This is a genomic window from Amycolatopsis sp. NPDC026612, from assembly GCF_040638285.1.
In the GTDB taxonomy this organism is placed as follows: Bacteria; Actinomycetota; Actinomycetes; order Mycobacteriales; family Pseudonocardiaceae; genus Amycolatopsis.
Genome location: NZ_JBEZYB010000042.1, coordinates 36,928 through 57,540 on the forward strand (window position 1 = coordinate 36,928; position 20,613 = coordinate 57,540).

The 20,613-nt window shown below is 71.2% G+C and carries 22 protein-coding genes; 7 read left to right on the forward strand and 15 right to left on the reverse strand.

Going from position 1 to position 20,613, the window contains the following annotated elements; translation table 11 throughout:
* The first annotated feature begins 64 nt into the window (after window positions 1-64).
* Window positions 65-991: a LysR family transcriptional regulator gene (locus AB0F15_RS29935; protein ID WP_360277375.1), complete on the forward strand. Its 927-nt coding sequence runs from the start codon at window positions 65-67 to the stop codon at window positions 989-991.
* Here the strand turns inward: AB0F15_RS29935 and AB0F15_RS29940 are convergent.
* Entirely contained in the window at window positions 958-2,040 is a 1,083-nt protein-coding gene (locus tag AB0F15_RS29940; RefSeq protein ID WP_360277378.1) for a hypothetical protein, read from the reverse strand. The genes AB0F15_RS29935 and AB0F15_RS29940 overlap by 34 nt on opposite strands.
* A gap of 123 nt (window positions 2,041-2,163) precedes the next feature.
* On the opposite strand from AB0F15_RS29940, the gene AB0F15_RS29945 reads away from it, so the two are divergent.
* Window positions 2,164-2,958: a DUF2470 domain-containing protein gene (locus tag AB0F15_RS29945; RefSeq protein WP_360277381.1), complete on the forward strand. Its 795-nt coding sequence runs from the start codon at window positions 2,164-2,166 to the stop codon at window positions 2,956-2,958.
* Here AB0F15_RS29945 and AB0F15_RS29950 read toward each other — a convergent pair.
* On the reverse strand, window positions 2,950-3,411 hold the full coding sequence (locus AB0F15_RS29950; protein ID WP_360277384.1) for a PPOX class F420-dependent oxidoreductase: 462 nt from the start codon (window positions 3,409-3,411) through the stop codon (window positions 2,950-2,952). The genes AB0F15_RS29945 and AB0F15_RS29950 overlap by 9 nt on opposite strands.
* A gap of 22 nt (window positions 3,412-3,433) precedes the next feature.
* On the opposite strand from AB0F15_RS29950, the gene AB0F15_RS29955 reads away from it, so the two are divergent.
* From AB0F15_RS29955 to AB0F15_RS29965, 3 genes are all read left to right on the forward strand, one after another.
* The gene (locus tag AB0F15_RS29955; RefSeq protein ID WP_360277387.1) at window positions 3,434-4,246 is read left to right on the forward strand and encodes a CPBP family intramembrane glutamic endopeptidase; all 813 of its coding nucleotides are present in this window, start codon (window positions 3,434-3,436) and stop codon (window positions 4,244-4,246) included.
* 41 nt (window positions 4,247-4,287) lie between these two features.
* Window positions 4,288-5,475, forward strand: coding sequence for an arginine deiminase (locus AB0F15_RS29960; RefSeq protein WP_360277452.1), 1,188 nt, complete (start codon window positions 4,288-4,290; stop codon window positions 5,473-5,475).
* A gap of 160 nt (window positions 5,476-5,635) precedes the next feature.
* On the forward strand, window positions 5,636-6,190 hold the full coding sequence (locus AB0F15_RS29965; protein ID WP_360277390.1) for a ferritin: 555 nt from the start codon (window positions 5,636-5,638) through the stop codon (window positions 6,188-6,190).
* 76 nt (window positions 6,191-6,266) lie between these two features.
* On the opposite strand, the gene AB0F15_RS29970 is transcribed toward AB0F15_RS29965, so the two are convergent.
* From AB0F15_RS29970 to AB0F15_RS29985, 4 genes are all read right to left on the reverse strand, one after another.
* Window positions 6,267-7,097, reverse strand: coding sequence for a hypothetical protein (locus AB0F15_RS29970; protein WP_360277393.1), 831 nt, complete (start codon window positions 7,095-7,097; stop codon window positions 6,267-6,269).
* Window positions 7,094-7,612 (reverse strand): SigE family RNA polymerase sigma factor, encoded by a 519-nt coding sequence (locus tag AB0F15_RS29975; RefSeq protein WP_360277396.1) that lies wholly within the window; start codon window positions 7,610-7,612, stop codon window positions 7,094-7,096. Before AB0F15_RS29975 ends, AB0F15_RS29970 begins: the two co-directional genes overlap by 4 nt.
* A 312-nt stretch (window positions 7,613-7,924) precedes the next feature.
* Window positions 7,925-8,278, reverse strand: a complete 354-nt coding sequence (locus AB0F15_RS29980) for a DUF952 domain-containing protein (RefSeq protein ID WP_360277399.1) — start codon at window positions 8,276-8,278, stop codon at window positions 7,925-7,927.
* Window positions 8,279-8,408: 130 nt separating this feature from the next.
* On the reverse strand, window positions 8,409-9,290 hold the full coding sequence (locus tag AB0F15_RS29985) for a DUF5926 family protein (protein ID WP_360277402.1): 882 nt from the start codon (window positions 9,288-9,290) through the stop codon (window positions 8,409-8,411).
* 53 nt (window positions 9,291-9,343) lie between these two features.
* Here AB0F15_RS29985 and AB0F15_RS29990 point away from each other — a divergent pair, with 53 nt between their 5' ends.
* Window positions 9,344-10,510, forward strand: a complete 1,167-nt coding sequence (locus AB0F15_RS29990) for a cytochrome P450 (RefSeq protein WP_360277405.1) — start codon at window positions 9,344-9,346, stop codon at window positions 10,508-10,510.
* An 86-nt stretch (window positions 10,511-10,596) separates the two neighbouring features.
* Here AB0F15_RS29990 and mca read toward each other — a convergent pair whose 3' ends face one another.
* A complete protein-coding gene (mca, locus tag AB0F15_RS29995; RefSeq protein ID WP_360277407.1) occupies window positions 10,597-11,442 on the reverse strand; it encodes a mycothiol conjugate amidase Mca in 846 nt (281 codons plus the stop codon).
* Complete coding sequence (locus AB0F15_RS30000) at window positions 11,439-12,785, reverse strand: DHA2 family efflux MFS transporter permease subunit (RefSeq protein WP_360277409.1); 1,347 nt, start codon at window positions 12,783-12,785, stop codon at window positions 11,439-11,441. Before AB0F15_RS30000 ends, mca begins: the two co-directional genes overlap by 4 nt.
* A gap of 94 nt (window positions 12,786-12,879) precedes the next feature.
* Between AB0F15_RS30000 and AB0F15_RS30005 the strand changes: the two genes are divergently transcribed.
* Window positions 12,880-13,470, forward strand: coding sequence for a TetR/AcrR family transcriptional regulator (locus AB0F15_RS30005; RefSeq protein ID WP_360277411.1), 591 nt, complete (start codon window positions 12,880-12,882; stop codon window positions 13,468-13,470).
* On the opposite strand, the gene AB0F15_RS30010 is transcribed toward AB0F15_RS30005, so the two are convergent.
* The 7 genes from AB0F15_RS30010 to AB0F15_RS30040 form a co-directional block, all read right to left on the reverse strand.
* Window positions 13,467-14,504, reverse strand: a complete 1,038-nt coding sequence (locus tag AB0F15_RS30010) for a DUF4328 domain-containing protein (protein ID WP_360277413.1) — start codon at window positions 14,502-14,504, stop codon at window positions 13,467-13,469. The two genes, AB0F15_RS30005 and AB0F15_RS30010, sit on opposite strands and share 4 nt — an antisense overlap.
* A 1-nt stretch (window position 14,505) precedes the next feature.
* Window positions 14,506-14,865, reverse strand: coding sequence for a rhodanese-like domain-containing protein (locus tag AB0F15_RS30015; RefSeq protein ID WP_360277416.1), 360 nt, complete (start codon window positions 14,863-14,865; stop codon window positions 14,506-14,508).
* Window positions 14,866-14,920: 55 nt separating this feature from the next.
* Window positions 14,921-16,711, reverse strand: a complete 1,791-nt coding sequence (locus tag AB0F15_RS30020; RefSeq protein ID WP_360277418.1) for a cation acetate symporter — start codon at window positions 16,709-16,711, stop codon at window positions 14,921-14,923.
* Between the two features lie 31 nt (window positions 16,712-16,742).
* Window positions 16,743-17,273, reverse strand: coding sequence for a hypothetical protein (locus AB0F15_RS30025; protein WP_360277421.1), 531 nt, complete (start codon window positions 17,271-17,273; stop codon window positions 16,743-16,745).
* Between the two features lie 13 nt (window positions 17,274-17,286).
* Window positions 17,287-18,120: a LytTR family DNA-binding domain-containing protein gene (locus tag AB0F15_RS30030; protein ID WP_043792552.1), complete on the reverse strand. Its 834-nt coding sequence runs from the start codon at window positions 18,118-18,120 to the stop codon at window positions 17,287-17,289.
* A gap of 92 nt (window positions 18,121-18,212) precedes the next feature.
* Window positions 18,213-19,604 carry a glycoside hydrolase family 16 protein gene (locus AB0F15_RS30035; RefSeq protein WP_360277424.1) on the reverse strand — a complete coding sequence of 464 codons (1,392 nt, stop codon included), beginning with the start codon at window positions 19,602-19,604 and terminating at the stop codon, window positions 18,213-18,215.
* A 157-nt stretch (window positions 19,605-19,761) separates the two neighbouring features.
* Window positions 19,762-20,607 (reverse strand): S49 family peptidase, encoded by an 846-nt coding sequence (locus AB0F15_RS30040; RefSeq protein ID WP_360277426.1) that lies wholly within the window; start codon window positions 20,605-20,607, stop codon window positions 19,762-19,764.
* Window positions 20,608-20,613 lie beyond the last annotated feature (6 nt).

Here is a 20,613-nt window from a genome sequence, read left to right on the forward strand (position 1 = left end):
CGAAGCAAACAACCGACGCGGCGGCGAGCCACAACGCGGCGTTGTGGACCTAGAGTCGTTCGTCGTGGACCTCGACGCCGTGCGGACCTTCGTCACCGTCGTGGAGGCGGGCCGGTTCCAGGACGCCGCCACCGAGCTGGCGATCACGCAGCAAGCCGTCTCGAAGCGCGTCGCGGCGCTGGAGAAGGTCCTCGGGGTCCGGCTGTTCACCCGCACCGCCCGCGGCGCCGTGCTCACCGGGGACGGCAAGGCCTTCCTGCCGCACGCCCGCGAGCTGCTGTCGGCCGAGCGGCGAGCGCTCGCGTCGGTGCGCACCGGGTCGCTCCGGGTCGACGTCATCGGACGGCGGCTGTGCCCGGCCACGCTGCTGCACGGATTCCACCAGGCGCACCCGGACATCGCGCTGGAGGTCGTGACGCTCTTCGACACCGCGGTCGCCGCTGTCCGGGACGGCTCGATCGACGCGTCGTTCCGCGCGGTCGTCGCGCTGCCCGAAGACCTCGCTGCCCAGTGGGTGCTCGACGAGCCGATCCAGCTGTTGTGCGGACCCGCGCACCCGCTCGCCGGATCGCCTTCGGTGACGCCGGACGAGCTGGCCGGGCACCGGATCTGGCTGCCCGGCGTGGTGCCCGGGACCGAGTGGGGCGCGTACTACGCCGAGTTCGCGGCCGCGTTCGGCCTGTGGATCGACGCGGCCGGGCCGAATTTCGGCACCGAAGTGGTCCTCGACACGATCGCGGCGTCGGCGGAGGTGGCGACCCTGGTCGGGGCGGGGAGCCGGGTGCTGTGGCCGCCGGGGCACGACCTGCGGCGCGTGCCGATCGCGGAGCCCGTGCCGGTGTACCCGCATTCGCTGGTGTGGCGCCGGGGCAACCCACACCCCGGGCTCGCCGCGCTTCGGCGGCACCTCGCGAAGAGCGAGCGCGTCGCCGGCGCGTGGCGGCCGAGCTGGGCCGGTCAGCCGAGCCAGACCGTGCCCAGCACCGGATAGCCGGGCACGCCCGCCTTCGCCGCTCCGGGTGTCGGCACGCCCGCGACCCACAGCCGTCCCGTCGCCGCGATGTTGGCGGCCATCGACGGGTCCGCTTTGGGCAGGCGGAACGGGACCACCCGGCCGTCGGCCAGCATGGTCAGGCCGCTCAGCCTCGCCACGCCGTGGCGGCTCATGCGCACCGGGCCGTCGAGGACCGCCCGCAGCTCCGTCCAGTGGTCCGCCGGCAGCGGCCGGCGGGACGCGATCGCGCGGAGTCCGGTCACGAACGCTCCGAGCAGGGCCAGCACCGTGCACGCGGTGAACGCCGCGACGACGACCCGGCTGCCGTGGTCGTCCGCCGGGAAGTCGAGCCGGATCCACGTCGACAACGCGGCCATGACCAGCATGAACGCTGCTCCGGCGGCCAGCTCGGCCGCGATCCGCCGCCGGTGCGCGCCCAGCACCGGGTCCAGCCGCGGCGAGCCGGAGCGCCACGGGGCAGGCGGGAGCGCGACGGCGCCCGCGGGCGGCTCGTCGTGCACGCGGGCGCGGCGGACCGCCACCACACCCGGGAAGCCGACGAACACCTTCGGGCCCGAGCCCAGCAGCCACACGCGGCGGTGGCCCGCCAGCAGCAGGCGGAACGACTCGTCGAGGCGGACGCGCAGCCAGCGGCCGTCCGGCAGCCGCACCCCGACCGTGCGGCCGGCCGAGACCAGTCCGTCGGGGGCGATGTCGACCCGCCGGAACGGTTCGCGTTTCAGCCGTGACCCGGGCACCCGCGCGCGTCCCCGGCAGATCGCGGACACCCCGAAGAAGCCGAACATCGCGATGAGGCACACCGGCAGCGCAATGCCCGTCCCGGTGAAGAACTGCGAGACGCCCAGCAGCACGAACGGCCAGGACGTCAGCCGCTGGTTCGCCGTGTTCCGGCCCAGGCGGTCGAGGTACTCGCCGAAGATCGGCAGTGCGCCGGACGGCATGGCCGGGTCGAGTTCGAAAGCGCGGACGCGCTCGGGAACCGGGAAGATCTGCACGCGGAACCCCCACGGCGTCGGAGTCGTCACCCGCCTTTTCGGCAAACTGGGCATCGGCGTTACCGGATGCGCCGATCAGCGGAAGCGACGTGACCGCCACGACTGTCCAGATCGGCGAATTCAGGTTAGGCTCGCCTAACTAGGAGGTGAGCCGTGACCGAGGTCCCGACATCCGTCCGCCGCCCGCCGGCGCCGAACCCCGCCGAGCGCGCCAAGACGATCGCCGCCCGCAACGGCCCGGCGTCGTTGCTGCCCACCTGCGACCGCGCCGACCTGAACGGCGAGCGCGTCGTACCGGTCCTGCACCACGTGCACCCCAGCGGCAGCGTCAGCGTGCTGCTGCCCGACGACCACCGACTGGTCCACGCGGCGAAGCAGTCCGAGCGCGGGGAGCTGGCCGTGATGGTCGAGGTCGCCGACCAGGCCCCGGTCGCCCTGCGCGAACCGATCCGCGGGCTGCTGTGGATCACCGGCTGGCTACGGCCGCTCGCCCCGGTGCCGGCCCGCGCGCGGGCGGTCTCGATCGCCGAGTCGCGGCCGGACGAACGGCTCCTCGACGTCGGGCACGGCGTGACACTGCTGCGGCTCACCCCGGCGTCGCTCGTCCTCGCCGACGCCGAGGGCACGCATTCGCTGCGTCCGCACCTGTTCAGCGCCGCGCCGCCCGACCCGTTCCACGACTACGAGGCCCAGTGGCTGCGACACCTGGAGAACGACCACTCCGACGTCGTCGGGCAGCTGGCGAAGCACCTGCCGGCCGGACTGCGTGGCGGCCGGATCCGCCCGCTCGGGCTCGACCGCTTCGGGCTGCGGCTGCGTGTCGAATCCGACCGGGGCGACCACGACGTCCGGCTGGCGTTCTCGAAGCCGGTCGACAGCCCGGCGCAGCTCGCGCTGGAGCTGCGACGGCTGGTCGGCTGCCCGTTCCTGCGCGGGAGGTCAGGCTAGTTCGGCGGGAAAGCCGCCCTTCGCGATCGGCCCCCAGCTCTCGATCGTGACGCGGATGATGCTCTTGCCCTGCTTGACCATGGCTTCGCGGTACTCGGCCCAGTCCGGGTGTTCGCCCGAAATGCTCCGGAAGTACTCCACGAGCGGCTCGACCGAATCCGGGATGTCCAGCACCTCGGCGGTGCCGTTCAGCTGCACCCACCGGTCGTTCCACTCGTCGGACAGGATGCAGGCCGAGACCTTCGGGTTGCGCTTGACGTTCACGATCTTCGCGCGCTTCGGGTAGGTCGAAACGACCAGCCTGCCCTCGGCGTCGACACCGCAGGTGACCGGCGACAGCTGCGGGCTGCCGTCGGCCTTCGTGGTCAGCAGGATCGCGCGGTGGCGGGTGGACAGGAACTCGACCAGTTCGGCGCGGTCGACGGTTTCGTTGGTGGCGATGCTCCTCGGCATACCCCGAAGGTAGCGTGCGCTCATGACGTTCACCGCGCGATCGTGGCTGGCTCCGGACCGCCCCGGGTTCCCCGGGACGATCGAAGACCCCGCCGAGCGCCGCGCGGTCAAGCTCGAGCTGCTGATCGTCTTCGGGATCACGCTGGGCATGTCCGGCGTGCGCAGCCTGCTGTCCCTTGTGGACTCGCTGCTGCAGCCGGTGCCGCTGGCCCAGCAGCAGACCCAGCTGAACGTGCCGCAGGCCGCGGCGAGCCTGATCGACCTGCTCAAGCAGCTGCTGTCGGCGGCGCAACTGGTCGGCTGGGGCGCGCTGGGGCTGTACCTGCTCTGGCGCGCGGGCATCAAGATCACCCGGCTGGGGCTGGACCGCCGGGCGCCGGGCCGGGACGCGCTGCTGACCGTCGGACTCGCCGCGTTGATCGGGATCCCGGGTCTCGCGCTGTACTTCATCTCCTACCACCTGGGCTTCAGCCTGGCGGTGCAACCGTCCACTTTGGGCGACACGTGGTGGCGGCCGATCTCGCTGACGCTCTCGGCGTTCGGCAACGCCTTCGCCGAGGAAGTCCTGGTCATCGGCTACCTGCTGACCAGATTGCGGCAGCTCGGCGTCCGGGAGAACAACGCCGTGTTCGGCGCCGCCGTGCTGCGCGGGTCGTACCACCTCTACCAGGGGTTCGGCGGATTCGTCGGGAACTTCGTCATGGGCCTGGTGTTCGGGCGGCTGTGGCAGAAGACGAACCGGCTGTGGCCGCTGATCGCCGCGCACACGCTGTTCGACTTCGTGTCGTTCGTCGGATATGCCCTGCTGAAGGGGCACGTTTCCTGGCTCCCCTGACTAAGATCGGGGGGGTGATCGACGAAACGGCACCTCCCCGGGTGGACAGCGAAGTCGGACCCCTGCGCGCGGTGCTGCTGCACCGCCCCGGCAACGAGCTCAAAAGGCTGACGCCCCGCAACAACGACCAGCTCCTGTTCGACTCGATCCCGTGGGTCGACCGGGCCCAGGCCGAGCACGACGCGTTCGCCGAGGTGCTGCGCAGCCGCGGGGTCGACGTCCTGCTGCTGGCCGACGCGCTCCGGACGGCCCTCGAGGACGACCGGGCCCACGCGGCGGGTGTGCACGCGGCGGTCGACGACCGGCGGCTCGGCGGCGACCTGGCCGACTCGCTGCGGTCCCACCTGTCGAGCGTCGACGCGGCCGGCCTCGCCGAGGTGCTGATGGCCGGGATGACGTTCGAGGAGCTGCCGTCCGCCGAGGGCGCGTCGCTGGTGCGGATGATGAACCACCCGCACGACTTCGCCGTCGATCCGCTGCCGAACCTGCTGTTCACGCGCGACTCGTCGGCGTGGATCGCCGACCGGGTGGCGATCTCGTCGCTGACCATGCCCGCACGTCGCCGCGAGACCGCGGTGCTCGATCTGATCTACGCCTACCACCCGTACTTCCGGCACGCGGCCCGCGCGTACGGCGCCCACTCGGCCCCGATCGAAGGCGGCGACGTGATGCTGCTGGCGCCGGGCGTGCTCGCCATCGGCGTCGGCGAGCGGACGACGGCGGCCGGCGCGGAGTCGCTCGCCCGGTCGGTGTTCGCCGACGGCATCGCGCACACCGTGCTGGCGGTGCCGATCGAGCAGTCCCGCGCGACCATGCACCTGGACACGGTGTGCACGATGGTCGACGCCGACGCGGTGGTGATGTACCCGCTCGCGCGCGACCTGCTGACGGCGTTCACCATCCGCCCGACCGGCGACGGCGGCGTCAAGGTGGCCGGCCCGACGCCGTTCCTGGTGGCCGCGGCCGAGGCGATGGAGATCGACCGGCTGCGCGTCATCGACACCGGCCTCGACCCGGTGACCGCCGAACGCGAGCAGTGGGACGACGGCAACAACACCCTCGCCCTGGCACCCGGTGTGGTCGTCGGCTACGAGCGGAACGCCGAGACGAACGAGCGGCTGGAAGCGGCCGGCATCGAGGTGCTGCCGATCGCGGGCTCGGAGCTGGGCTCCGGCCGCGGCGGGCCGCGGTGCATGTCCTGCCCGGTCCGCCGCGATCCACTGGCGTGACGCGAAGCGAATAGAAGTAAGCCTTCCCTAAATTGTTGCACCCTTTTAGGGAAGGCTTACTTAAATTAGGTGAGTCTTCTTTAGGAATGGTAACCCTAATAGGGTGGAGATCACCAGTGGCCGGTGGCAATTCCGCCAATCTTGATCTATTCTGGTCTGCATGGCCCTCACCAAGAAAAAAGAGCCGCGCTCGAAGTTCTACGAACTGCTGCAGGCGCAGATCCACAACGAGTTCAACGCGTCCCAGCAGTACATCGCACTCGCGGTGTGGTTCGACGCCGAGGACCTGCCGCAGCTGGCGAAGCACTTCTACAAGCAGTCCGTCGAGGAGCGCAACCACGCGATGGCGCTCGTGCAGTACATGCTCGACCGCGACCACCACGTCGAGATCCCCGGCACCGGGGAGGTGCGCAACGACTTCTCCGGCGTCACCGAGCTCATCGAGCTCGCACTCGAGCAGGAGAAGGAGGTCGCCACCGACATCTCCGCGATGGTCAAGGCCGCGCGTGCCGAAGAGGACTACATCAGCGAGCAGTTCACGCAGTGGTTCCTCAAGGAGCAGGTCGAAGAGATCTCACAGATGAGCACCCTGCTGAACGTCGTCAAGCGCGCGAACGGCAACCTGTTCGAGGTCGAAGCGCACCTGTACCGCGAGTCCGTCGGCGACGGCGGCACCGACTCGCAGATGCCGCCGGTGGCCGGCGGCAAGCTCTGACGCTTTCCCGTACGAAGACCGGAAACCCGGGCTCTCCCCCTGCGGACAGCCCGGGTTTGCCGTATGCGGCCGGCTCTCAGCCGGCGCAGTCCTGGGTGACGCTCATCAGGCTCGTCTGCACGACCCCGGTCTCGTCGAGCCGGAAGTGGAATTCGGCGGCGGTACCGGCCGGGGCGACGACACCGCCGGAGTCCTCTTTGGCCGCGGGGTAGGCGGCGAGGATCTGGTCCTTCGTGGACCCGGCGCCGATGCCTTCGGCGGTGTGCACGGCGACGTCCGGGGTGACGACGACGAGCCCGGCCGCCTTCGAAATGACGACGCTCGCGGACGCGGGCACCCCGGTGCCCTGTGCTTTGTAGACGGTGCAGCTCGCGTCGGCCTGCGGGTCGCTGAGCGTGACGGCCTGCGCGTCGACGTCGGCTTCGGACATGCCGAGCCTGAGCTTGCCGAAGCCGTCGGCCGCGAGCAGCGGCCCGCTCGTCACCGCGGGAAGCGTGGACGGCCGCGCGGAGGACGACAGCCGCGGCGAGGCCGGCGTCGATGGGCCGACGCCCGGCGGCGCGGAATTCTGGATGCTGCGGGTGCTGGTCGGCTCAGGCGTCGAAGGCGCCGGCGGCCGGCCCTGCGTGAGGTTTTCGAGGGGTTTGACGCTGATCCCGGTCCCGTCGGCGTTCATCACCGCGGTGCCGTTCTCGGTGTGCAGCCGGATCATGGTCAGCCCACCCGCGACGGCGACCGCGGCGGCCGCCACCCCGGCCACGGCCTGCACGGCGTGGCGGCGACGGCGACGCCGTCGCGCACCGGCGACGATGACCGTGCCGGCGTCGGGCGGCGGAGGCAGGTCCAGCCGCTCGTCGGCGAACAGCGCACGCAGGCGCTGCTCCAGTTCGTCCTCGGAGATGTTCAACCCGCACCACTCCCTTCGCCTTCGCCTACGCCGTCGACCGACTTCAGCTTCATCCGCAGCGACGCGATCGCCTTGCTGGCCTGGCTCTTGACGGTGCCCTGGGTGACGCCGAGGGCACCGGCGATCTCCGCCTCGGAGAGACCTTCGTAGTAACGCAGCACCATCACGGCACGTTGTCTCGGCGGCAGCGTTCGTAACGCACGCCACAGCGGCTCGTGCTCGAACGGATCGGCCGGCACGTGCGGACTGGTGTCCGGCAGGTCCGCCACGAGGTTCTCGCGACGCGTCCGGCGCCAGCGGCTCACGTGGGCGTTCGCCATCGACCGGCGGACGTACGCCAGCGGGTCGCCCGTCTTCTCGTGGACGTACGCCCAGCGCGAACCCATCTTCTCCAGCACGGTCTGCACCAGGTCCGCGGCGTCGTGCGGGTTGCCGGTGAGCGCGTGGCCGTACCGCAGCAGGCCGGGCAGGGTGGCCTGCACGAAGTCGCCGAAGTCGACGAACTCGCCAGGCAACGTCGCAGCCCTCCCTCGGCCTGCGCTGGTCACCGGGGCGGCAAACCGGCCGAAAGCAGGCGGACACGGCCCGGAGACGCTCCGCTCGCCGGTATCCGTTCCGCCGTGGCTGCCGGTCGGACTGGTCCCGGTCGACACAGTGTCTCCCCCGGTGAAGACGGGTGCCGCAGCGGTCACCGTATCGCCTCCCATCGGGGTCGGGTAGCCAGAAGCCGAACCGCTTTCCTCCCCAACACGCATCACAGCCCCCTCAGGTTGCCCGCGTACCCGGCCCAATTCGCGATGGCGCGGCCGGGTGATGAATGGCCCACCTCAGCGGTGGGCGAGCGAGCCGGGCAGCCGGAAGCCGCCGCCGTCGGACTCGCGGAACTCGTGCACGCCGACAACGGCCGCGTGCGGGATCGGGCCGTACACGTGCGGGAACCAGATCCCCGCCGGATGCGGCGGCGCGCCGTCTTCCCAGCGCACCGGGGACCCGACCTTGGCCGGGTCGATTTCGAGGAGCACCAGATCGGTCCGACCTCGGTAGAGCACGTTGGCCGGCAGGTGCGCCGTGCCGAAGTCGGAACAGTGGATGAACCCGACTTCCCCCAGTGAAGGCGCCCGGTACTCCGCGCCTTCCCCCACTTCGGCCCAGTCGGCCGCCCCACAGATGTGAAGTATCACGCAGAGAATCGTCCCACCGGCGCGATCCGGCGGCGGTGTCTCGTGCGCCACATAATGCCTGGTTGAACGCTCATCGAGTGGGTGGAGGACCACCGGTTCGTACCGATGGTCCGGCACCTGCCGACGGAGATCAGCGCAGGGTCAGCTGACGGCCGACGAGGCCGTCCCGCGCGCGCCGCTCGGCCGCGTTCAGCGGCTCGTCGTCGAGCGACTTCAGCGCCGTCTCGAGCCGGGCACCGAGGGCGTCCTTCGCCTCCGCCCACTCACGCGCGTGCGCCTCGGGGTCGAGGTCCCAGACCGGGACGAGCAGACCGTGCGCCCGGAACGAACCCGCGTAGCGCGAGCCCTCGCCGAGGCCGAGCTCACCGGCCGCGGACAGCCGCGCCAGCGCCTGGAGCAGCAGGTTCTCCGGCTCCGGCCGCACCCAGCGTAGGTGCGCCTTCTCACCGGCGAGCACCCAGTAGGCGCCCGAGCCGAGCCGTTCGGTGGGCATGATCGCGGCGTTCGCGCGCTCGAGCGACACCGCGACGTCACCGGTCGCGTCCGCGTCCTCGGGCAGCCACCAGGCGAAGTCCTGGTGCAGCGTGACGTCGAGTTCGACGCCCGGGCTCAGCAGGTCCTGGAGCCGCGCGTGCTCGTCGGCGGACGGCGGGGTGGTGGTGTCCGGCACGCCGAGGACGTCCCCCTCCTTGGCGTCCAGCAGCCACTTCAGCGACCGGCCGAGGTCACGGCTGATGTCGGACGAACGGGTCTGCACCTGCAGGCCGAGGTAACGCCGGCCGTCCGAGCGGACGAAGGCGGCCGCAGCCATCGGCAGCACGGTCCCGAGGGTGACGTCACCGCCGTCGGCGAGGGTGAGCTGAGCCGTCGCGGACGGCACGAACTCGCGCAGCGCGATCAGCTCGGGCTCCGCCGCCAACCCTTCGAACGGCTGGCCGACGAAGACGTCGCGCACCTTTGGCTTACGGTCCGCCGCCTGCTTGGGACCCTTCTTGCGCGCGCCCTTGCCCACTGCTGCCTCCTCTGGCTCGGCTCCAGACGCTATCGAAGGGTTACTCTCGCGACGTGTTCGACCCCCGCGATCCCGCCTTTCTCGAAGACCCGTACCCGGCGTTCGCCGCCCTCCGCAAGCAGGGCGACGTCCACCACCACGACGGGCTGGGCCTCGCCATCGCGGTGTCGCACGCCGCGTCGTCGGCGGTGCTGCGCCACCGCGGGCTGGGCCGGATCTGGCAGGACGCCCAGCCCCTCGAACGGTTCGCCTCCTTCAACCTGCTCCACCGCAACTCGCTCCTGGAGAACGAGCCGCCTGCCCACACCCGCCTGCGCCGCCTGATCGCCGGCGCGTTCGGCCGCGGCCACGTGCAACGGCTGCGCCCGATGGTCGCGACGCTCGCCACCCGGATGGTCGACGACCTGGCGGCCGCGATCGCCGCCGACGGCAGTGCCGACCTGCTCGAACACCTCGCCCAGCCGCTGCCGGTCGCGGTGATCGCGGAGCTGCTGGGCGTCCCCGGCACCGACGGCCCCCGGATGGTCCAGCTGTCCAACGCCATCGTGAAGATGTACGAGTACGACCTCCCCGAGGAGGGACGCGACGCCGCCGAGCGGGCAGCCGCCGAGTTCGTCGCGTACGTCCGGTCGGTCGCCTCGGCCCGCGCGGACTCGCCGGGCGACGACATCATCAGCGACCTCCTCCGCAGCGAGCTGACGCCGGACGAGCTGGTGGCCACCGCGGTGCTGTTGCTGATGGCCGGCCACGAGGCGACGGTCAACGTGCTCGGCAACGGCATCACGGCCCTGCTCACGCACCGGGACCAGTGGGAACGCCTGCTGGCTTCACCTGCCCTTCTGGATTCGTGTGTCGAGGAGCTGATCAGGTTCGACGCGCCCTTGCAGTTGTTCGAGCGGACGGCGACCGAGGATGTGTCGATCGGCGGACATGTCGTCGAACGCGGACAGAAGATCGGCGCGTTGCTGGGCGCCGCGGCCCGCGATCCGAAGGTGTTCGACGAGCCGGACCGCCTCGACATCGGCCGCACGCCCAACGCCCATCTCGGGTTCGGCCTCGGGATTCACTACTGCGTGGGTGCTCCTCTCGCTCGGGTGGAGATCGCCGCCGCGCTGAGTGCGTTGGCGGAGAAACTGCCGGGGCTGCGCCTGGCCAAGACTCCGCGGCGACGGCCGGAGTTCGTGATCCGCGGGTTGCGGGAGCTCCGGGTCACCGCCTGACGGGCCCCCGCCCGGATCTCGCGTGATCCGGAGCGGATCTCGTGTGATTGAAGGCGGATGTCGCGTGATTGGCGACGACACTGTGGTCATGGGGTTACTCCCGTGAAGAGGTCGTCTTCGAGGTCGGGGCCGGGGGTGGGGTGGGCCAGGTGGTAGTCCTCGTAGGGCCAGACTTGCCGTTCGATTTCGCGTGAGTGGGCGAAGAACGGGTGTGCCGGGTCGACCTGGGTGGCGTGAGCCAGGAGGGCCCTGTCACGCGTGGCGAAGAATGCTTCGCAGCGGATTTTGGTGGTGACGGTGAGCTCGTCGTCGGCCGGGAGTTCGTCCAGGACCGCGCCCATCGACGACTCGAGGCCGGCGGCCAAGGTCGCGTCGTGCAACGCCTGGAACCAGGCTCGGCTCAGAGTGGCTTGGTAGTACAGCTTGTGCGGTCGCCACGGCTCGCCCGAGCCGGGATAGCGGGCGGGGTCGGCCGCCGCGGAGAAGGCTTCGACCGTCACCTCGTGGGTGCGGATGTGGTCCGGGTGCGGGTAGCCGCCGGTCTTGTCGTACGTGATCACCACGTGCGGGCGGAACTCGCGGATCAGCGCCACCAGCGGAGCCGCCGCCTCTGCCAGCGGAAGGGCGGCGAAACAGCCCTCGGGCAAGGGCTCGCCATCGGCGGGCAGGCCGGAATCGACCAAGCCCAGGAATCGCTGCCGCACGCCCAGGACCTCGGCGGCCGCGGCCATCTCGCGACGGCGGATCGCCGGGAGGTTCGCCCACGTCTCGGCGGTGTCCCACGCGGGGTTCAGGACGTCGCCGCGTTCGCCTCCGGTGCACGTGGCGACCAAGACGTCGATGCCTTCGGCGGCGTAGCGGGCCAACGTGGCTGCGCCCTTGCTGGATTCGTCGTCCGGGTGGGCGTGGACGCTCAGGAGGCGGAGAGTCAACGTGGGCTCCTCTGGGGAAAGAAAAGTGCGGGGACCAAGGTCAGCGCCGACAGCGCCAATGCCCACGAGAACGTGGTGCCGAACGCCGCCGGAGGTGGGGCGGCCGTGAGTTCGCGATGCAGAATCGCCGCCAGCAGGGCCGTGCCCAGTGCACCGCCGATGCGGTTGACGACGTTGAACGCGCTCGCCGCCCGGGGAATGCGAGAGCGCTCCAGCGAGCCGTACAGCGTTGTCATGCCGGGGGCCGTCGCGGCGCCCAAGCCAACGCCGCGAATCAGGAGGGACAGGGTCAGCGGGACACCGCCGGGCGCCGAAGCGAGCTGGGTGAACACGACCGTGCCCAGCAGGGACAGCCCGATCCCGGCCAGCAGCATCCGGCGAGGACCGAAGCGGGCCAACAGCCGGGCGCTCGCCAGCAGGACCGCCGCCGAGCCGAGCGCCTGAGGCGCCAGCAGCAGCCCTGCCCGCAACGCACTCGCGTGCTCGACCTGCTGGTAGTACAGCGGAAGCAGCAGCATCGAGCTGTACAGCGACGCCCCGAGCAGGAACGTGCTCACGCTCGCGACCGCGAACCCGTTGTTCCGGAACAGGTTCAGGTCGAGCACCGGCGAAGCCGCCCGGGAAGCGTGGACGCCGTACGCGAGGAGCAGCGCGGCCCCGGCCACCCAGGCGACGAGCACGCCCTCGGCCAGGCCGTAGACCAAAGCGGCGAGCCCGGGCGAGAGCAAGGCGATCCCGCGGACGTCCAAGGCCTCGCGCACCCCGGCGGGCTCTGGAGCCGGGAGGAGCCGGCGCGCGAAGAGAAACGTCGCCACGCCCAGCGGGACGATCCCGAAGAACATCCAGCGCCACCCGAAGTCCGCCACCAGCGCGCCGCCGAGCATCGGGCCCAGCACCGGGGCCACCGTCGCCGGCAGGGTGATCACGCCGATCATCCGGCCCAGCGCCGGGCCGGCCGCTTGCGCGAACACCGCCTGCCCGACCGGCTGCATCAGCCCGCCGCCCAGCCCGTGGAGCACCCGGAACGCGATCAGGGCCGTCGCGGACCAGGCGAAGCCGCACAGCAGCGTCCCGGCGGTGAAGATCGCCACCGCCGCCAGCCACACCGCGCGGCCGCCGAACCGGTCGGTCAGCCAGCCCGACAGCGGGATGGCCGCCGACGCCGCGAGCAGGTACGCGCTCGCCACCCACTGCACCGCGGTCAGCGGACTGCCCAGGTCACGGGCGATCGAGTCGATCCCGACCGTCACGATCGTGGCGTCGAGGATCGACAGCACCGCGCCCATGATCAGCACCCCACCGAGCCGCCACAGCGCCGCATCGGGCCGGACTGCCGTCGTCATGCTCACCCCATTCATTAGGTCGAACCTCAGATTAGGTTCAACCCAGCGATTGGGTCAAGCACAATCTTGGGTTCGACCCAGTAGAGTGATGCGCATGAGTGAGGGACTCCGGGCCCAGAAGAAGCACGAGACCAGGAGAGCGATCTCCGACGTGGCGACACGGCTGTTCATCCGCAACGGCTTCGAGGACGTGACGATCGCGGACATCGCCGCCGAGGCGCGGGTCGCCAAGATGACCGTGACGAACCACTTCCCGCGCAAGGAAGACCTGGTCTTCGACATCCGCGCCGACTTCGCGTCCTGGCCCGCCGCCCTGATCCGCGACAGCGCCTTCCACGACACGCGCGAGCTCTACTTCGAGGCGCTGGGCGCCGAGGACGCGCTGGTCGGCTTCTCGGGCCCCGGCTTCGTGCGGATGATCAAGGAGAGCCCGGTACTGACGAACGTGCTGCACGAGATGCACCGCGAGCGCGAGGCGGCGCTCATCCACCTCCTGGTCCGGCGCCACCCCGAAGAAGAACTCGGTCCCACGCTCGCCGCCGCCCACCTCGCCACGGTCCTGCGGGTGCTCTTCGAGGAGGTCTTCGACCGGACCCTCGAGAACGAGCAGGCGATCACCGACGAGCTGTGGCCCGTCGCGGAACAGGCCTTCGACCAGCTTGAACCGGTCTTCGGCGGCTACTAGCGCGCCGCGCCCGCGGGCCGCGAAGTCCGCAGTTCGGGTTCGGGCGCGCCGTGCACCTTCAGCACGCGCATCTCCCGCACGTCCCGGGCGTCCGAAGGCGCCAGCAGCGCGGAAAACCGCCGGACCACCAGGGCCGTCGTCACCGCGAGCCCGGCCGCGGCGAGGTCGGTCAGTGCGACCAGGACGACGCTGTCGGCCATCGACTGCACGTCGTCGCGGAAGCGCCAGAAGATCGACACGCCGAGCAGGACCCAGTTCAGCAGCCAGGCACCCCACCACACCAGCACCTGGCGTGACGGCTTCGGCCGGACGTCACGGGAGCGGCCCAGCACCGCGTGCTCCAGCTCGCCGGCGACCGACAGCGCCATCGGCAGGTTCGCCACCGGCACCAGCACACCGACCAGCACCTGCCACACCGGCCGCGGCGGGTCGTCGCCCGACACGTCCGCCGCCGCCTGGCGGGCGACCAGCAGCCACCAGAGCGACAGCCCGGCGGGCAGCAGCGCGAGGATCGAGGCCAGCAGGCCGGCCGTGAGCACGAAGCCGTCGGAGAACGCCACCACCGAGCGGGACAGTGCGGAGTCGCGGCCTTGGACGAGCAGCACGTACCGCCAGACCTCGGCGCCGGCGGCGACCACGGCGAGCACGGCGTACGCGAAGAGGACGGCGACCAGGCTGCGGCTGAGCACCGGTACCCGGTCGATCGGGCGGATCTCGTCGGACGCCGTGCCGGGCACCGACGTCGGGCGTCGCCAGACCAGGTTCGGGAACCCCCAGCGCGGCGGCACCGGGTACGACGGCGGGCCGAGGTACGGCTCGGGTGGCGCGACGCGGCGGCGCGGCCACGCACCGGGCGGCGGGGTCGCCACCCAACGCAGCTTCGGCCGGTGCGCGGGGCGGTGCTGGTAGGGGTACGGCTCCGGCTGGGCGGCCAGGGTCCGGCCGTGCAGCTGCCGGGCGGTCGGCGGCGGCGCCTGGCGCGGCCAGTACCCGGGCGGGTACGGCCGGCCCTGCGGAGGCTGCCCCGGGTGCAAGCTAGATCACTTCGGGTTCGATGCCGGGGTGCTCGCCGACCATCGGGCGGCCTTCGCGCTGCCACGCGCCCATCCCGCCGGCCACGTTCACCGCGTCCCAGCCGCTCTGGTTGAGCCACGCGGCCGCTCGCGCGGACCGGCCGCCGCTGCGGCAGATCACGTGGATCGGCTGGTCGTCGGGCAGGTCGGCCAGCTCGCCGACGCGCGCGGGCAGCTCCCCCATCGGGATGTGCACCGCGCCGGGCGCGTGCCCGGCGGCCCACTCGTCGTCTTCGCGGACGTCGAGCAGCACGAGGCCGTCCTTGGGCAGGTCGCGGACCTCGGCGGTCGGCAGTTCAGCAGGGCTCACCACGTTCTCCATGCTGCCACGTGCGGGGGTTGCCCGCGCGTGAGGTCGCCGAACGAGAGCAGGCGCGTCACTTGCGGTGCCGGCCGCGTCCGGGGAGCCGAGTCTTCTCTTCCGCCTGGCCGAACCGCGCGACGGCCCGGTCACGCATGAAGCCGAGCGGGTCGGGCGCGTGCAGCCGCAGCATGATGTCGTGGACGTGCTCCGGGCGGCCGTACCCGGTCACGCGGCTGACCAGGTAGGTCGTCACGAACGCGGCCGGGACGGTGATCAGCGCGGGCTGGTTGGCGAACCAGGGCGCCCAGTCACCGGTGTAGCCGCTCACCACGTTGACCACCAGCGCGGCCAGCACCAGGCCGCCGCCGACGATCATCCCGGCCAGCGCGCCGGGCCAGGACAGCTTGCGCCACCAGATGCCCAGCACCAGCAGCGGGCTGAAGGTCGACGCGGCGAGCGCGAACGTCAGCCCGATCGACAGCGAAATGTCCTCCGGCCGCAGCACGACCGCCAGCGCGATCGGGAACAGCGCGACCAGGCCGGCCGCCACGCGGAAGTCCCGCACCCGGCCGGGCAGCAGGTCGGTCGACACGACCCCGGCGACGCTCACCACCAGCCCGGACGTGCTGGAGAGGAACGCGGAGAAGGCACCGGCCGCGGTGACCGCGCCGAGGATCTGGCCACCGAGACCCGGCAGGATCGCCGACGGCAGCTGCAGGATCGCCGCGTCCGTCTTCCCGGTCACCAGCAGCTCGGGGACGTACATCCGGGACAGCGCGCCCAGCAGCGTCGGGAAGAGGTAGAACAGCCCCAGCAGCAGGAGGACGTGCACGGTGGTGCGGCGCGCGGCCTTGCCGTCGGGGTTGGTGTAGAAGCGGACCAGCACGTGCGGCAGGCCCATCGTCCCGAGGAACGTCGCGAACATCAGCGAGTACGTCTGGAGCAGGTCGGTGAGGCTGCCCGAGCCCGGGTGCAGCCAGTCCGCGTTGTCCGCGACGGAGTCGCTGACCACCGGCACCGGCGTGCCGGCCAGGAACTTCAGTTTGGTGCCTTCGGAAACCGTGTGGGGCGCCAGCGGGGTCCAGTGCGTCGGCCCGGCGGCCGGGCCGTTGTCGGTGCGGCCGTAGGCCCAGAAGTAGGTGTCGGTCCGGACGTGCAGCGTGACGTCGGTCTGCACGTCCACCGTGGTGTCGCTGACGAACACCGGCGGTGCGGGCGAGCCGAGCGGCCGGAACCCGTCCGGGCCGCCGCTGGTGAAGAAGACCGTGCACAGCACGAAGGCGGGCACCGCGATCGCAAACAGCTTGACCCAGTACTGGAACGCCTGGACCACGGTGATCGCGCGCATGCCGCCGGAGATCACGTTGAAGGTGACCACGATCATCACCGCGACCGCACCCGCCCACCCCGGCACGGGCAGGATCGTCGCGAGGGTCAGGCCGGCGCCCTGCAGCTGCGGAACCATGTACAGGATCCCGATGAACACGACGAACGCCGTGGAAAACCGGCGCAGCCCCTGCGAGCCGAGCCGCATTTCGACGAAGTCGGGCAGGGTGTACGCGCCGGAGCGGCGCAGCGGCGCCGCCACGAAGAGCATCAGTGCGAGGTAGCCGGCGGTGAAGCCGATCGGGAACCAGAGCGCGTCGGCGCCGTCCTTGAGCACGATCCCGGCGATGCCGAGGAACGACGCCGCGGACAGGTATTCGCCGGAGATCGCGGCGGCGTTGCGGCGGGACCGCACGGTGCGCCGCGCGACCAGGAAGTCGTGCGTGCTCGTCGCCGACCGCGAGGAACGGTGACCGAGGTAGGGCGTCACCACGGCGACCAGCACGATGCCGGTCAAGGCCCACGGGTTCAGCTGCACGGGGGGAATCCTCGCACGAGTGAGTGCGAAACTAGTTCTCGATCATGTCCACGAACGCGCGTTCATTGCGTTCGGCCAGCCGGTTGTACCAGATTCCGACGCCGAACAGGAACGGGAACGGCAGCACGCCGAGAATCAGCCAGGCCACCGGGATGCCCAGCAGGCTCGCCCGGGAAAAGCCGGGAAGCAGGTAGAACAGCACCGGCAGCGCGCCGAACACGCCGATGACGAGCAGCGCGAGCAGCAACGCCGTCCGCAGCTGCACCTTCACCAGGTGGTCGCGGACGAGCAGTTTCCCCCAGCTGGTCTGCTCCTCCAGCTCGACCCGGGCGCGCAGTGAGCCGCCGCCGCGGCGCGGGTCGGCGAGGATCACTCGCTCGCGCTTGGGTTTCGCGTGGTGTTCCGGCTTCGGCGGCGGCTCGTCCTCCGGCGCCGGCGGCAGCGGCTCGACGACGGCCCGGTCGGCCGGCTGCGGCAGCGGCCGCTGCCGGGGGCGCCTGCCGAGCGTCGGATCCGGTTCGCGGACACCGTTCGCGCGTCGCTCGTAGAAGTCGTCGGTCATGGCCGGTCCCGGCTCAGCCGTTCCGGCCCGAACCGACCAGCCGGTCCTTCAGCGCACGGGTGTGCCGCCTGCTCACCGGCAGCACCTTCTCCTCGTTGCCGATGACGACCTGGTAGCCGCCCTGGCCCATGCGCAGCTCGGTGATCAGCGGCAGCGCGACCAGGAACGACCGGTGGATGCGGACGAAGCCGGCCTTCTCCCAGCGCTCTTCGAGCTGGGCCAGCGGGATGCGGACCAGGTGGCTGCCTTCGGTGGTGAACAACCGCGCGTAGTCGCCCTGCGCCTCGACCCAGCGGACCGAGGAGCGCGGGATGAGCTTGGTGGTACCGGCCAGCTCGACCGGGATGACCTCGTCGTCGTTCTTGACCGGCTCGCCGCCCAGCGCGCCGGGCGGGGGCGCCGCGGCGGCGGCCAGCTTGTCGAGCACGCGCGAGATCGCGCGGTCGAGGCGGTCCTGCTGGTACGGCTTGAGCACGTAGTCGAGCGCGCCGAGGTCGAAGGCGTTGACGGCTTCTTCGGCGTGCCCGGTGACGAACACCAGCGCCGGCGATGGCCGCAGCGCCGCGAACACGCGGGACATCTCCATCCCGGACAACCCGGGCATGTCGATGTCCGCGAAGACGGCGTCGACGATCGGCAGGCCGCGGTCCTTGCGCTCGCGCAGCCGCGGGTCGTCGGTGGACAGCAACCGCAGCGCCTCGGAGGCGTCGATCGCCGGGAACACCTTCGCCACGTGCGGGCTGTTGCGCAGGCAGTGGACGAGTTCGTCAAGACCGTTCGGCTCGTCGTCCACGGCCAGGACCACGAGCTTCCGGGTGTCATCGTGAGCACTCACAGTGAAACGCATCCTGCCCATTGCCGAGTGCAATGTCCAGCCCCCGTCCGCCTTAAGTGAGCAGACCCGCGGGACGGCACCGCCGTCCCGCGGGGTCCCCGCTCTCAGTGCACGAACGTGAACCAGTTGAGGTTCACGAAGTCGGCGGGCTGGCCGCTGGTGAAGGTCACGTACACGTTGTGCACGCCGGTCACCCCGCTGATGTTCGCCGGGACGGTCCGCCAGCTCTGCCAGCCTCCGGTGTTCCCCACCGCGAAGCTGCCGATGGGGGCGTTGGACCGGCTGTCCAGCCGCACCTCGACCAGCCCGCTGACCCCGCCGGCGGCCCCGGAGGCCACGCGCGCCTGGAAGTTCGTCGCCGCGCTGCCGCCGAAGTCGACGTTCGGGTAGAGCGCCCAGTCGCCGTTGGCCGCCGCACCGACGTTCTGGCCGCCGCCGGTGTCCGTGGTGGCCTCGGTGATCAGACCGGACTGCTGGCTGTACGACTCCGCCTGGATCGCGCTGTAGGCGTTGCCGCCACCGGACGGCGGCGTGGTCGTGGTCGGCGGCGTCGTCGTGCCGCCACCGCCACCGCGCGTGGCCACCGTGACGTAGTCGACCACCATCGGGTGACCCGGCACGATGCCCGCTCCCGGCGTGGTCGTGCCGGAGTTGTTGTTCGGGAACGCGCCGCCGATCGCCAGGTTCAGGAGCACGAAGTAGCCCTGGTGCGTGGTCATGTTCGCCCACGTCGTCGCGTCGACCTGGTTCTGGCTCACCGAGTGGAACTGCTGGCCGTCGACGAACCAGCGGAACACCTGGGGGCTGGCGCTCGCGTCCCATTCGAAGCGGTAGGTGTGGAAGGCCGACTGGCAGCTGCTGCCGGGGCAGGCCCGGTTGTTCGGCAGGCCGGTCGTCTCGTTGCACGGGCCGCCCGGGTTGACCCCGCAGTGCAGGACGCCCCAGACGGAGTTGAGCCCGTTGACGTTCTCCATGATGTCGAACTCGCCGATGGCGGGCCAGTTCCAGTAGTTGCCGCGGTAGGGGCCGCCGAGGGCCCAGAACGCCGGCCAGTAGCCGAGCGCGGCCGCGCCAGTGACGTTCGGCATCTGGATCCGGCTTTCGATCCGCAGGACGCCGCCCGCCGGGGGCTTGAAGTCGGTGCGCTGGGTCTCGACCCGGGCCGACGTCCAGTTGCCCGCGCCGTCGCGCAACGGCGTGATGCGGAGGTTGCCGGCGCCGTCCTGCGAGAGGTTGGCCGTACTGGACGTGTAGTTCTGGATCTCCCCGGTACCCCAGTTGCCGGGGCCGCCGGGATAGCCGTGCCCGGTGTCGACGAGCCAGTTCGCGCTCGAGGGGAGCGAGCCGGCGCCGCCGGTGAAGTCGTCGGCGAACACCGTCGTCCAGCCCGACTCGGGCGGCGGGATCGACGCGGCGGCGGGGATGGTCAGCGGGATGGCGATGAGCGCGGCGCCGGCCACCGCGCCGATGGTGAGCCGGAGTGGGGTGTGGGGCATCAGGTACGACCTCCTTGTCGTCCGGATTTGTTGCCGTTCGCAACAAAGCCCGTTCCCAAGGACACCTGACGCCCCACGCGGTAGCCAGGGACGTTACCGAAGGAAGGTGATTCAGGTCACAAGGTCTGCCCGGAAGTACTCCAACCGGACATCCGCGTCAGAGGCCGAAGCGCGACCAAGCCGCCTTCTGCGTCACCGCGTCCAGCACGGCCGACGCCGCGGTCGGCGCGCCGAGACCGAGCCGCGCGAGCAGCGGCTTCTTCGGCTCGGCCACCGAGATCTCCGCACCCGGGTAGCGCTCGGTGATGACATGCCGGAGGCTGCCCAGGCCGTCGATCAGGCCGAGCTCGGCCGCCTTCGCGCCCAGCCAGACGTCGCCGGTGAACAGGTCCTCCGCGTCCGTCAGCCGATCGCCGCGGCGCTCCTTCACCCAGTTCACGAACAGCTCGTGGAGCTGGGTGTGCATCTTCTTCAGCCACTCGACGTCTTCGGCCTTCTCCGGCGAGAACGGGTCCAGCCGCGACTTGTTCGCGCCCGCCGTGTGCAGCCGCCGCTCGATGCCGAAGCGCTCCAGCAGCCCGGTGAACCCGAAGCCGCCGCTGATCACGCCGATCGAGCCGACCATCGACGTCCGGTGCGCGAAGATCTCGTCGGCGGCACAAGCCAGCCAATACCCGCCGGACGCGGCGACGTCCTCGCAGAACGCCAGCACCGGCACGCCCTTTTCGTCGGCCAGCTGCCGGATCCGCTCGGCGACCAGACCCGACTGCGTCGGGGCGCCGCCCGGCGAGTTCACCAGCAGCGCGACCGCCTTCAGCCGGTCGTGACCGAACGCCCTGGTCAGCGCCGTCTCGACGGCGGCCAGGTTGATCGCGCCCCTGGCCAGCGGCGACGGCGACGGGGTGATCACGCCGTGGAGCTTCACCACGGCCACGACGTCCTTGCGCTCGACCCGGTCGGCGAGCACCGGGATCCGCGAAGCCAGTTTGTCCGTAACGCTCATAACGCC

Excerpts from the sequence above, each read along its gene's own strand:
- AB0F15_RS29950 (WP_360277384.1), bottom strand. The coding sequence starts at position 3,411 with ATGCCGAGGAGCATCGCCACCAACGAAACCGTCGACCGCGCCGAACTG.
- AB0F15_RS29955 (WP_360277387.1), top strand. The coding sequence starts at position 3,434 with ATGACGTTCACCGCGCGATCGTGGCTGGCTCCGGACCGCCCCGGGTTC.
- AB0F15_RS29965 (WP_360277390.1), top strand. The coding sequence starts at position 5,636 with ATGGCCCTCACCAAGAAAAAAGAGCCGCGCTCGAAGTTCTACGAACTG.
- AB0F15_RS30000 (WP_360277409.1), bottom strand. The coding sequence starts at position 12,785 with ATGACGACGGCAGTCCGGCCCGATGCGGCGCTGTGGCGGCTCGGTGGG.
- AB0F15_RS30005 (WP_360277411.1), top strand. The coding sequence starts at position 12,880 with ATGAGTGAGGGACTCCGGGCCCAGAAGAAGCACGAGACCAGGAGAGCG.
- AB0F15_RS30015 (WP_360277416.1), bottom strand. The coding sequence starts at position 14,865 with ATGGAGAACGTGGTGAGCCCTGCTGAACTGCCGACCGCCGAGGTCCGC.
- AB0F15_RS30025 (WP_360277421.1), bottom strand. The coding sequence starts at position 17,273 with ATGACCGACGACTTCTACGAGCGACGCGCGAACGGTGTCCGCGAACCG.
- AB0F15_RS30030 (WP_043792552.1), bottom strand. The coding sequence starts at position 18,120 with ATGCGTTTCACTGTGAGTGCTCACGATGACACCCGGAAGCTCGTGGTC.
- AB0F15_RS30035 (WP_360277424.1), bottom strand. The coding sequence starts at position 19,604 with ATGCCCCACACCCCACTCCGGCTCACCATCGGCGCGGTGGCCGGCGCC.
- AB0F15_RS30040 (WP_360277426.1), bottom strand. The coding sequence starts at position 20,607 with ATGAGCGTTACGGACAAACTGGCTTCGCGGATCCCGGTGCTCGCCGAC.